Here is a 10,961-nt window from a genome sequence, read left to right on the forward strand (position 1 = left end):
ATGCAGTCATGACCACGTCACAACACAGTATTATCGGTCGCCAGCCGGTTGTTAATGATCAACAACAAATCATAGGCTACGAGTTTTTCTTCCGTAATGAGACGGATGGCAGCAACACGCCATTTGAGGAAGATATTCAAACCTGCGCGCGTATCCTGAATACCACCATGGACGAAATGCATGAGAGCTGGTTACTCGGCCAGCAGCTGGCATTCATCAACGTCGATCATGTCATGCTCAATAGCGTGTTTCTCGAATTGATGCCGGCAGAAAAAACCGTGCTCGAAGTGGTGCATCACCTTCAGGTCACCCCAGAAATCCTGGCACGTTGCCAGGAGTTGAAACAACTAAAATTCCGTATCGCATTGGATAATCCGCAACACTATCCGCATTTGGAAGCCTTGTTGCCTTATGCCGACTTTATCAAGATCGATATGCGCAATGTGGACATTGCACAAGCTAAACAATGGTTAAAAAAATACCAGCACGATCAATGTTCCCTCATTGCAGAAAAGGTGGAGGAAAATAACCAGTTTCAGGACCTGCTGGATGCGGGTTACCACCAGTTCCAAGGCTATTTTTATGCCAAGCCAGAAAATATCAGCAGCAAGGTCATTAATCCAAGCTTTGATGGCGTGTTGCATTTGTTGAACCTGGTCAGCCAGGAGGCAGAAAACAAGGACATCGAAAATGGGTTTAAACGTGATACCACGCTGAGTTATAAACTGCTGCGCTATATCAACTCTGTGGGCTTTGGCTTGTCATGCGAAGTGCAATCCATCGGTCATGCTTTGACCATCTTGGGTCGCAACCAGCTTTATCGCTGGCTGACTTTACTTATGGTCACGGCGGGAAACAACAGCAGCTCCCCTGCCCTGATGAAAACCTCAATTACACGTGGCCGCTTGACCGAGTTATTGGGCGAACCTTTTTTTGAAAAGCGCGACCGTGACAATCTGTTTGTGGTGGGCGTATTTTCGCTGCTGGATGTGATGCTTAAAGTGCCGATGGAAAATATCCTCGAAAAACTACAATTACCTGAGACGATCGTCGATGCACTGGTTGAGCGCCAGGGTATTTTTGGCCCTTTCCTCAAGCTCACCGAAGCTTGCGAAGATGCCAACAATGAAGAAATTTTAGAGATGGCTGCCATGCTGCAACTCAAGCCGGAAAAAGTAAATCAGTGCCATATGGAGGCCCTGGCCTGGACCGAGGCTCTGGGAATATAAATCAATACCTGACCCTCTTGAAAAGATAAAGCGCATACCCATTTACACGATACAGATGCTTGCAGTTTGAGGTCTGTGAATCATGTTAATCGCTTATTTTTGAAAGGATCAACGTATGCGTAGTTATGACTTAACCCCCTTCTACAGAACCGCAATTGGCTTTGACCGTTTGGCTAAAATGCTCAACGAAAGCCAGCGCAGTGAAAACGAAATCAGCTATCCACCTTACAACATCGAACTGGTAGACGAAAACGCCTACAAAATCGTGATGGCAGTGGCTGGCTTCCAGCAAGATGAGCTGGAGATTGAAACTGAACACCAGGCTTTGCGCGTGACTGGCCGCAAAGCCAAAAAAGAACAGGAAACCACCTATTTGCACCGGGGTATTGCCACCCGGGACTTTGAGCACAAGTTCCAGTTGGCCGATCATGTGAAAGTGACCGGGGCACAGCTCGAAAATGGCTTGTTGACGATTGCTTTGGTGCGTGAGATTCCTGAGGCACTCAAGCCACGCAAAATTGAAATTGGCACCGCAGTCCCAAATGCAAGCGCTAACTTGATCGAGCAAAAAGCAGCTTAACCAGAGGGTATAAAAAAGGGCCAGTTGGCCCTTTTTTCATATTTAGCTGCAGAATAGAAATCTGTTTAGTCGCTGAGCAAAGGCATCCAGTCAACCGGCTTGCATGCGCATGTCACTGTCCGCCAGCCACGCTCATCCGCGGTTATCTAACGCTAAAGAATTCCTTGTTTATCCTCGCTCTGCGTTAAAATAGCCGCTTCCAACCATACTCTGGATGTAATACAAATGGCGCAATATGTGATGTCCATGCTCCGCGTGAGCAAAATCGTGCCGCCCAAACGGCAAATCATCAAAAATATTTCCCTTTCATTTTTCCCGGGCGCAAAAATTGGCTTGCTGGGCTTAAACGGCTCAGGCAAGTCGACCGTGCTGCGCATCATGGCGGGCGCGGATAAAGAGTTTGAAGGCGAAGTGCAATGGCAGCCGAATATTTCGATTGGCTATCTGCCACAAGAGCCACAGCTGGATGCTGATAAAACCGTGCGTCAGGAGGTCGAAGCCGGCTTGGGCGCTATCATGGAAGCCAAGCAAAAGCTGGAAGAAATTTATGCCGCCTATGCTGAACCTGATGCCGATTTTGACAAACTGGCCGAAGAGCAGGCCAAGTACGAAAATATCCTGGCCGCCAGCGGAAGTGATGTCGAGCAGCAATTAGAGATTGCCGCCGATGCACTGCGCTTGCCACCCTGGGACGCAAAAATCGGCCCGTTGTCAGGCGGTGAAAAACGCCGCGTGGCCTTGTGCAAATTGTTACTGTCAAAACCTGACATGCTGTTGCTGGACGAGCCGACCAACCATTTGGATGCGGAATCCGTCGAGTGGCTGGAACAGTTTCTGGTGCGCTTCCCCGGCACCGTGGTGGCTGTCACCCACGACCGCTACTTCTTGGATAATGCTGCTGAATGGATTCTGGAACTGGACCGCGGTGAGGGTATTCCATGGAAAGGCAACTACTCCAGCTGGCTGGAACAAAAAGAAGACCGCTTAGCGCTGGAGCAAAAACAGGAAGACGCCCACCGCAAAGCCATGAAGCAAGAGCTGGAATGGGTGCGCCAAGGGGCAAAAGCGCGTCAGAGCAAGAGCAAGGCGCGCTTGGCACGTTATGAAGAAATGTCCAGCGTCGAATACCAGCGCCGCAACGAGACGCAGGAAATCTTTATCCCGCCCGGTGACCGTCTTGGCAACCAGGTGATTGAGTTTAGCAACGTCTCCAAAGGCTTTGGGGATCGCTTGTTGATTGATAATCTCTCATTCACCATTCCGCCTGGCGCGATTGTTGGCGTGATCGGCCCCAACGGTGCCGGTAAGTCCACGCTGTTCCGCATGCTGCAAGGCAAGGAGCAGCCTGATAGTGGTGAAATCATCACCGGCCCAACGGTTAAACTGGCTGCAGTCGACCAGACCCGTGATGGCCTGGACAACGATAAAACCGTATTCGAAGCGATTTCTGGCGGGCTGGATGTGCTCAGCGTTGGTAAATTTGAAATGCCTAGCCGGGCTTATATTGGCCGCTTCAACTTCAAAGGCGGCGACCAGCAAAAAATCGTTGGTCAACTCTCGGGTGGTGAACGTGGTCGCTTGCATTTGGCCAAGACCCTGATTTCCGGGGCTAATGTCTTGCTGCTGGATGAACCATCGAATGACCTTGATGTGGAAACCCTGCGCGCTCTCGAAGATGCCTTGCTTGAGTTTTCAGGTTGCGTACTGGTGACCTCGCACGACCGCTGGTTCCTGGACCGGATTGCCACGCACATTCTGGCCGCCGAAGGCGACTCGCAATGGACGTTTTTCAACGGCAACTATCAGGAATACGAAGCCGACAAGAAAAAACGCCTGGGTGAAGAAGGTGCCAAACCCAAACGTATCCGCTATAAACCGATTACGCGATAAAAGACAGCCCACCCGCAAGGTGGGCTTTTTTATGGTGATCGTGTTACTGTGGAGCGCACTTCAGAGCAACTTGTTCACAGGATCCTATTCACATGCAAGCAACCAATTTCAAACTGCAAGATTATTTCAACCGCATAGGCTATGTGGGACAGCCTGACACCAATATCGAGACCTTGCGTGCACTCATGCGCTGTCAGCTATTCAGTGTGCCGTTTGAAAATCTGGATGTACAGGCTGGCAAGGTGGTTTCCATGGTGCCAGAGGAGATAGTCGAGAAAGTTATTTATCGGCAACGCGGGGGATATTGCTACGAGGTGAATGGTGTCTTTGCCATGGCATTACAGGCGCTGGGCTTTCGCTTTCAGCTGGTCGCGGCGCGACCAATGTTTTATCCGGTGCGCAGACCCAAAACGCATATGGCAATTGTGGTGCATCTCGAGCAACAAGCCTGGTTATGTGATTTGGGTTTTGGCAGCTATGGTATCCGCGCACCACTGGCCTTAAATAGGCTGGATACGGAAACCATGCAGGACCATGATTGCTTTATGTTGCGTACGCAGGGCGAGCGCGAGTTTTTAGTACAGGCACGCGTCGATGAGGACTGGCAAAACCAGTTTGCGTTTGACCTGCATCCCTGGGAGTGGATTGATTTTTATCCGGCAAACTTTATGAACTCCACTCACCCTGAGGCGATTTTTGTGCAGAGATTGCTGGTCGTATTACATCAGCCGGCAGGCAGGATGATTTTATTCGGCGACACCTTGAAAACCATCACCGATGGCGTGGTGACAAAAAGGATCATACCGAAGAGTGAGCGTAGCGATACGCTTAAAACCCTCTTTGGGTTGTCGACGTAAAAACCTTTACCCCATGCATCCTGACCTGGCAGGACGTCGCAGAGGCTGGTTTGACTAGCGTGGAGCAGATTGCTCTTTGTTCACCAGTTTACGTATCAGCCGGTTGGCATTAATGGCTGCCAGCGTGGCACCGAATTCGTAATCGTCAAAGCGTGACGCTTCAATATAAGGCAAGGCAACCAGCTTGCCGTTAATCAGGCAGATGCGGCATTGGTCTTGCCAGACCTCGTGTGCTTGTGGCTGTAGAGGGTGTTGGCGGGGTTGGGTGTTGTCCATACTTCTCTTAAAACAAGGTGGGTTTGTTTGATTATCTCCAACTGAAATATCTACTCAATAGCCTGTTCGGGCTAATCGACCTTGATGGCGGCTAAATTTAATCGGGTAGCCTGGCTTTATGCGGTGCTTTTTTCATGATCCAGTCCCACAGGCCGGGCGGGATCAGGCGGAGCAGGCGTGCGACGATACCCATTTGCCAGGGGATGACACTAAAGCGGCGTTGTTGGGCAATCACGCGCATGGCTTTGCGGGCGAAGACATCGGCATCCATCAGAAAGGGCATCGGGTAGGTGTTGATGTCGGTCATGGGCGTGCGGATGTAGCCGGGGGCGATGGTGGTGACGGTAATCGCATATTGCTGCATTTCGACGCGCAGGCTTTCGAGGTAGGTAATGGCCGCTGCTTTACTCGCGCTGTAAGCGCCGGCGCCAGGCAAGCCGCGAATCCCGGCCACACTGGCGATGCCAACTAGTTGCGCCATCTTGCCCTGCACTGTTGCCTGTTTCATGGCCTCGATAAACGGTTGAAAGGTGTGCACCAGTCCCATGACGTTGGTATCAAACACGGCTTGAAAGGCGGGGATGTCGTCCTGGTATTCGGTGAGGGTGCCACGGCTGACGCCGGCGTTGCCGATGACGATATGCGGGGTGCCATATTGCTGGATGGCGGCTTGCGCCATGGCTTGCATCTGGTCTGCCTGTCTTACATCGACGGTGTAAGTTGTACAGGCAACCTGATATTGGCTGCTCAGCTGACTGGCAAGCGCTTGCAGTGCGCCCGTATTGCGACCGCACAGACTTAGTTGCAACTGTTGCCGATAATGTTGGGCATAGGCCGTGGCCATGGCGGCGCCTAGGCCACTGGAGGCACCGGTAATCACAATATGCAGGCAGTCAGAATTGGTTTTCGCCATAAAATACATTGCAGTAAACAAATTTTAATCGGGTAGAATGCCATAAAACACTGGTCGGGGAAACGTAGATGAATTTAGAAAAAGTGATTTTTGGCTTTTTTATTATTCTAGCCATGACACTTAACTTTGGATTTTTTGTTGGTGATATTGATAACCCGCAACATCACTTGCATTACGAGTTGTATGTCGCCATTGTGGTGAATTTGATCGCCACCGTACTTAAATTTGGTGACCGGACGCAGATTGGCGCGATCCACCTGGCTACCAGCCTGGTCGCTGATTTACAGTTGATTGCCGCAGCAATTATCTGGACCGTTGCTGGTAGCAACGGCGCGGATACTGAGGTGATTGTCGGGGTGGTTTCTTTGTCTGGTGGTGCATTTCTCGCCAATATCACGTCGGTCATTTTGCTGATTTATGAAACCGTGACCCTGCGTCGCTAAGCACGTAGTCAGCATGACGCTCAATCAAATTGTGTTCTGGATTTTGCGGCGCATGCGTGCGCCGCTGCTGATGTTGATTGTCAGCTATGCCATTGCGATGATTGGCTTTGTGTTGATCCCCGGGGTAAATGACCGCGGCCAAGCCTATCATCTGAATTTCTTCGATGCCTTTTATATTCTGAGTTATACCGCGACCACCATCGGTTTTGGTGAGCTCCCCTACCCGTTTACCACGCCACAGCGTCTGTGGATGACTTTTTCGATTTATGTGACGGTGATCTCCTGGTTTTACGCCATCGGGGCGATTATCGGGTTGTTTCAGGAGGGCGCACTCAAGCAGGCGTTTAAAACTGCGATTTTCCAGCGCGATGTCAAAAACCTGATGGAGCCGTTTTACCTGATTTGTGGCTATGGGGAAACCGGCGGCGAGCTGGTCAGGGCGCTGGATAGAAACGAGTTGCGGGTGGTGGTGCTTGAACGCTCGCCAGAACGCGTGAATGAACTTGAGCTGACGAATTACCAGTTTCATATTCCGCACTTATGCGCAGATGCAAAGTTATCCGAGGTGTTGCTCTACGCCGGCATTAAAAATCCCATGTGCCGCGGGGTGGCGGCGCTGACCGATGATGACCATGCCAACCTGGCAATCTCGGTGGCGGTGAAGCTGATCAAGCCTGGATTGCCGGTGCTGTCGCGTGTACAGGATGATGTCATCGCCGCCAATATGGCCTCGTTTGGCACAGACCGCATTATTAATCCTTACCATATTTTTGGGGAACACTTGGCCATGCGGCTCAACGCATTGGGCACTTACCTGCTGCATGAGTGGTTGACGCGTGCACCGGGTGATGCGATCGAAACCCCGGCCGCTATCCCGCAAGGCCACTGGATTGCTTGTGGCTTTGGTCGCTTTGGCAAGTCCGTCGTCAATAGCCTGCAAAATGAGGCCATGCATGTCACGATCATCGAGGCAGATCCGGCAGGCACGCAATGTGAGCAATGCATTATCGGCAGCGGTGTGGAGTCGCACATCTTGAAACAGGCCGGGATTGAGCAGGCGGTGGGTATTGTAGCGGGCACCGACAATGACATTAATAACTTGTCTATCGTCATGACGGCATTGGAACTCAACCCTAATCTGTTTGTGATCATCCGCAAGAACAAGCGCCATAACGAGCCGCTGTTTCAACACTTTGATGCCGACATCACCATGCAGCCCAGTGATGTGATTGCACACACCTGTTTGTCTTATATGGTTTCACCCATGTTGGCCGAGTTTCTGGCCACGGCGCGGCATCAGGGCAATGCTTGGGCCAATGCCGTGATTGCGCAACTGGTTTCCAAGCTCGGTGAGCAAGTGCCAGATACCTGGGATATTACGATTGCGGATGACATGGCCGTGGCGGTGTGTGGCCTCATGCAGCAAGGCATGCGGCCAGCGCTCAAGCATTTACTCATGAATCCTGCCGGGCAACAGCGGCATGAAATGCCGGTGGTGCCGTTAATGTTGCTGCGCGCGGGTGAAAAAATGTTATTACCAGACTTGGCGACGCCGCTGGAGATGGGCGATAAAATTTTATTCTGTGGTCTGGATCAGGCCAAATCTATCCAGCGCTATCTGCTGCACGACCTGAAAACCTTGCATTATCTGGTGACAGGCAATGAGATGCCTGAAACCTGGATTGGCCGCTGGCTGAAACAATAAAAAACCCTGCCTAAGCAGGGTTTTTTATTGTCATTGGTGCCTATTTTTTACCCGCTGCGCGGTCCTTGCGCACGTTCTGGATAATAAAGTCCGCTGTTTGCAAGGCGGCTTCATTGCCTCCGGCCATGGAACTGCCGGTGATGTATTTGCCATCAATAATCAAGGCAGGTACGCCTGTGGCGCCGGAAGCGCGGAACACCTGCATGGCTTTATTCATTTGCATGTTCAGCGCAAACGACTTAAAGGCTTTTTCAACTTTAATCTTGTCCAGACCGCCTTGTTTGGTCACCCAGTCAATGGCTGCAGCTTCGTCCGCCGGGTTCAAGCTTTTTGTTTTATGAATGGCGTCAAACAATGGGGTATGCAGTTTATCCAGTACGCCCAGTTCTTGCATGGCAAAATAGGTTTTGGCCATGGGCGCCCAGCTGGCATTGGGTAAGGCTGGCATGCGTTTGAAATACACATCTGCAGGTAACTTTTTCACCCAGGCTTCCAGCGGGTGTTCCATGTGATAGCAGTGCGGACAGCCATACCAGAACAGCTCCATGACTTCGATTTTGGCCGGTTGATCCGTCGTCATTTGTTGTGCGACCTGATCAAATTGCTCACCCATTTGCGGCTCAGCCAAGGCAGTAGTGGCGGTGAAGCCTGCCCAGAGCATCAAACTTAACAACATTTTTTTCATGATATTCGTTTCCTTATGTGTGGAAAGTAATGGTTTAACGTGACAGCTGGCGATACGATGACAGCATTAATGCGATGCTGAAGATTCGATATTGACCTTGATCAGATTAGGCTGAAAGCCATTGGTTTCCAGGTCATGGCTGATTTTTGTAATTTTTGCCAGATCGTTGAGCGGTCCAATGCGTACACGGTGCATGGTGCCCTTGTTCGGAATTTCTGCCGTTTGTACAACGGCCTCAAAGCCTACCAGTGCCAGTCGGGTTTTGAGATTGTTGGCATCATCCTCTTTGGCAAACGCGCCCACCTGAATAAAGTAGCTTTCTTGTTTGATGGTCGGGTTCTTTTTTACTTGTTCTTCACTGATTTTGCTCTCGGTATCCGGCAAAATGGTGTAGAAGTCAAATTTGTTAGGGTCCTCAATCGAAGTGCTCCCAGGTTTGACTTCTTCTTCGGTGACGGTGCTTTTGATCGGCAGCTCTTGCGAGCCGCTGTCATTCTTGAAGGCGCTGGAGAACGGGCTGTGGTCACCTTTGATATAAATGATGAGCGCGACCGTCAAGGCGACGCCCAAAAACAAGCCGACCAGCAGGCCGTTAAAGAAGGTGCTGCCGCTGCTCTTGCTTTTTGCTTTGGCTTGTGAGGGTTTGTAGTCGCGACTCATAGATAATTTGAACCAATCAATTCGGGCACTTTTCAGGTGCTTACATTTTATCCGGGGCGCTTACCCCCAGCAAAGACAAGCCATTGCGAAGGACAACGCGGGTTGCGGTAATCAGCGACAGGCGTGCCAGTTTGACTTGTGCATCATCCACCAAAAATTTGGTGTCATTGTAATAACTATGCAGGGCACTGGCTAGCTCCTTGAGATAGTTGGCCACCATGTGCGGTGCCAGTGCCTGGCAGGCGCTGCTGACCACTTCAGGGTATTGCCCCAAGGCTTGCATCAGGGTTGTTTCTGCTGCGCTGTTGAGTGGTGACAGGTCGGTGGTGGTGAGGCTGCCAACATCGCCGCCCCATTGATTCAATACGCTGCAAATGCGCGCATGCGCGTATTGGATATAGTAAACCGGGTTGTCATTGGTTTGCGCACGTGCCAGATCGATGTCGAACACCAATTGCGAATCCGGGCTACGCGCCGCCAAAAAGTAACGCGTGGCATCACAGCCAACTTCTTCAATCAGGTCGCGCAAAGTCACATAGCTCCCTGCACGTTTGGAGAGCTTGACCTCTTCACCGCCGCGCATCACCGTGACCATTTGGTGCAGCACGTATTCGGGCCAGCCTTGCGGAATGCCAACATTGAGGGCTTGTAGCCCGGCGCGCACGCGCGTAATGGTGCTGTGGTGGTCTGCGCCCTGCTCGTTGATCACACGTTTGAAACCGCGCTGCCACTTTTCACGATGGTAAGCGACATCCGGCACAAAATAGGTGTAGCCACCTTCTTTTTTGCGCATGACGCGGTCTTTGTCATCACCAAAATCCGTTGTGCGCAGCCATAAGGCGTCGTCTTGTTCATAGGTGTGACCACTGGCGATCAGCGATTGCACGGTGTTGTCTACCTTGCCTTCGGTGTATAGCGCGCTTTCGAGTGAGAACACATCAAATTTGATCTGGAATGCCTGCAAGTCGAGATCTTGCTCATGGCGCAAATAAGCCACCGCAAACTTGCGTATGGATTCCGTATCATTGACATCACCGCTGGCAGTCACCTGCATGTCGTCAGCAGTCACCGTCGCTTTGGCTAAAAAGGCCTCTGCAATTTCGAGGATATAGTCCCCACGGTAACCATCTTCAGGGAAGCTTGCATCGTCTGGCGTTATCCCTTGCGCGCGCGCCAGCACCGATTTGGTCAGGTTATCGATTTGTGCGCCTGCATCATTGTAATAAAACTCACGCGTCACCTCCCAGCCATTGGCGGCCAGTAATCGGCATAAACAGTCGCCGACCGCAGCACCGCGGCCATGGCCCACATGTAACGGGCCAGTGGGGTTGGCAGAGACAAACTCCACCTGGACTTTTTCGCCTTGCCCTGCCGGGTTGCGGCCAAACTGGTCGGTTTGTTTCAAAATATCGTGCACGATGGCCTGTTTGCTATCTGCCGACAAAAAGAAATTGATAAAGCCTGCACCCGCAATCTCCACCTTGCTGATCACCTGGTTGGCGGGCAAGCCGTCGATAATCTGCTGGGCAATCATGCGCGGATTTTGCTTGAGCGGTTTAGCCAGTTGCATGGCGATATTGGTCGCGAAATCCCCATGCTCGGCAGATTTTGGCCGCTCAAGGATGATATGGAGACTGGAGGTGTCTGCCACCAGCGGCGTCACCGCTTGCAGAATCAGTTCTGTGATCGTTTGTTTCAAGGTTAAAATGATGCGTTATCGTCA

Annotated in this window: 11 protein-coding genes; 6 read left to right on the forward strand and 5 right to left on the reverse strand. The window is 51.4% G+C overall.

Features of this window, described 5'->3' with window-relative positions:
* Positions 1-8 precede the first annotated feature (8 nt).
* The 4 genes from Q9292_RS03245 to Q9292_RS03260 all read left to right on the forward strand — a co-directional run bounded on the left by Q9292_RS03245 (position 9) and on the right by Q9292_RS03260 (position 4,556).
* Entirely contained in the window at positions 9-1,229 is a 1,221-nt protein-coding gene (locus tag Q9292_RS03245; RefSeq protein ID WP_275357511.1) for an EAL and HDOD domain-containing protein, read from the forward strand.
* A 115-nt stretch (positions 1,230-1,344) separates the two neighbouring features.
* Positions 1,345-1,809, forward strand: a complete 465-nt coding sequence (locus tag Q9292_RS03250) for an Hsp20 family protein (RefSeq protein WP_275357513.1) — start codon at positions 1,345-1,347, stop codon at positions 1,807-1,809.
* 225 nt (positions 1,810-2,034) lie between these two features.
* On the forward strand, positions 2,035-3,699 hold the full coding sequence (ettA, locus tag Q9292_RS03255; protein ID WP_194749677.1) for an energy-dependent translational throttle protein EttA: 1,665 nt from the start codon (positions 2,035-2,037) through the stop codon (positions 3,697-3,699).
* A gap of 92 nt (positions 3,700-3,791) precedes the next feature.
* Positions 3,792-4,556, forward strand: coding sequence for an arylamine N-acetyltransferase family protein (locus tag Q9292_RS03260; protein ID WP_313984701.1), 765 nt, complete (start codon positions 3,792-3,794; stop codon positions 4,554-4,556).
* A gap of 54 nt (positions 4,557-4,610) precedes the next feature.
* Here Q9292_RS03260 and Q9292_RS03265 read toward each other — a convergent pair whose 3' ends face one another.
* Together Q9292_RS03265 and Q9292_RS03270 are read right to left on the reverse strand one after the other, a co-directional pair.
* Positions 4,611-4,832 carry a hypothetical protein gene (locus Q9292_RS03265; RefSeq protein ID WP_313984704.1) on the reverse strand — a complete coding sequence of 74 codons (222 nt, stop codon included), beginning with the start codon at positions 4,830-4,832 and terminating at the stop codon, positions 4,611-4,613.
* Positions 4,833-4,929: 97 nt separating this feature from the next.
* Positions 4,930-5,754 carry an SDR family oxidoreductase gene (locus Q9292_RS03270; RefSeq protein WP_313985787.1) on the reverse strand — a complete coding sequence of 275 codons (825 nt, stop codon included), beginning with the start codon at positions 5,752-5,754 and terminating at the stop codon, positions 4,930-4,932.
* Between the two features lie 59 nt (positions 5,755-5,813).
* On the opposite strand from Q9292_RS03270, the gene Q9292_RS03275 reads away from it, so the two are divergent.
* Both Q9292_RS03275 and Q9292_RS03280 read left to right on the forward strand, forming a co-directional pair.
* A complete protein-coding gene (locus tag Q9292_RS03275) occupies positions 5,814-6,188 on the forward strand; it encodes a DUF6394 family protein (RefSeq protein ID WP_313984707.1) in 375 nt (124 codons plus the stop codon).
* A 13-nt stretch (positions 6,189-6,201) separates the two neighbouring features.
* Positions 6,202-7,893 (forward strand): potassium channel family protein, encoded by a 1,692-nt coding sequence (locus tag Q9292_RS03280; protein ID WP_313984711.1) that lies wholly within the window; start codon positions 6,202-6,204, stop codon positions 7,891-7,893.
* A gap of 40 nt (positions 7,894-7,933) precedes the next feature.
* Here Q9292_RS03280 and Q9292_RS03285 read toward each other — a convergent pair whose 3' ends face one another.
* The 3 genes from Q9292_RS03285 to argS all read right to left on the reverse strand — a co-directional run bounded on the left by Q9292_RS03285 (position 7,934) and on the right by argS (position 10,937).
* Positions 7,934-8,578 carry a thiol:disulfide interchange protein DsbA/DsbL gene (locus Q9292_RS03285; RefSeq protein WP_313984714.1) on the reverse strand — a complete coding sequence of 215 codons (645 nt, stop codon included), beginning with the start codon at positions 8,576-8,578 and terminating at the stop codon, positions 7,934-7,936.
* A gap of 66 nt (positions 8,579-8,644) precedes the next feature.
* Positions 8,645-9,238 carry an SPOR domain-containing protein gene (locus Q9292_RS03290; RefSeq protein ID WP_275357522.1) on the reverse strand — a complete coding sequence of 198 codons (594 nt, stop codon included), beginning with the start codon at positions 9,236-9,238 and terminating at the stop codon, positions 8,645-8,647.
* A 40-nt stretch (positions 9,239-9,278) separates the two neighbouring features.
* Positions 9,279-10,937, reverse strand: a complete 1,659-nt coding sequence (argS, locus tag Q9292_RS03295) for an arginine--tRNA ligase (RefSeq protein WP_313984719.1) — start codon at positions 10,935-10,937, stop codon at positions 9,279-9,281.
* Positions 10,938-10,961 lie beyond the last annotated feature (24 nt).

Origin of the sequence: Methylophilus sp. VKM B-3414 (assembly GCF_032248435.1) — a bacterium.
In the GTDB taxonomy this organism is placed as follows: Bacteria; Pseudomonadota; Gammaproteobacteria; order Burkholderiales; family Methylophilaceae; genus Methylophilus; species Methylophilus glucosoxydans.

What these genes read in the sequence shown, in the direction of transcription:
- Q9292_RS03245 (WP_275357511.1), top strand. Translation starts at nt 9, where the DNA reads ATGACCACGTCACAACACAGTATTATCGGTCGCCAGCCGGTTGTTAAT.
- Q9292_RS03250 (WP_275357513.1), top strand. Translation starts at nt 1,345, where the DNA reads ATGCGTAGTTATGACTTAACCCCCTTCTACAGAACCGCAATTGGCTTT.
- ettA (WP_194749677.1), top strand. Translation starts at nt 2,035, where the DNA reads ATGGCGCAATATGTGATGTCCATGCTCCGCGTGAGCAAAATCGTGCCG.
- Q9292_RS03260 (WP_313984701.1), top strand. Translation starts at nt 3,792, where the DNA reads ATGCAAGCAACCAATTTCAAACTGCAAGATTATTTCAACCGCATAGGC.
- Q9292_RS03265 (WP_313984704.1), bottom strand. Translation starts at nt 4,832, where the DNA reads ATGGACAACACCCAACCCCGCCAACACCCTCTACAGCCACAAGCACAC.
- Q9292_RS03270 (WP_313985787.1), bottom strand. Translation starts at nt 5,754, where the DNA reads ATGTATTTTATGGCGAAAACCAATTCTGACTGCCTGCATATTGTGATT.
- Q9292_RS03275 (WP_313984707.1), top strand. Translation starts at nt 5,814, where the DNA reads ATGAATTTAGAAAAAGTGATTTTTGGCTTTTTTATTATTCTAGCCATG.
- Q9292_RS03280 (WP_313984711.1), top strand. Translation starts at nt 6,202, where the DNA reads ATGACGCTCAATCAAATTGTGTTCTGGATTTTGCGGCGCATGCGTGCG.
- Q9292_RS03285 (WP_313984714.1), bottom strand. Translation starts at nt 8,578, where the DNA reads ATGAAAAAAATGTTGTTAAGTTTGATGCTCTGGGCAGGCTTCACCGCC.
- Q9292_RS03290 (WP_275357522.1), bottom strand. Translation starts at nt 9,238, where the DNA reads ATGAGTCGCGACTACAAACCCTCACAAGCCAAAGCAAAAAGCAAGAGC.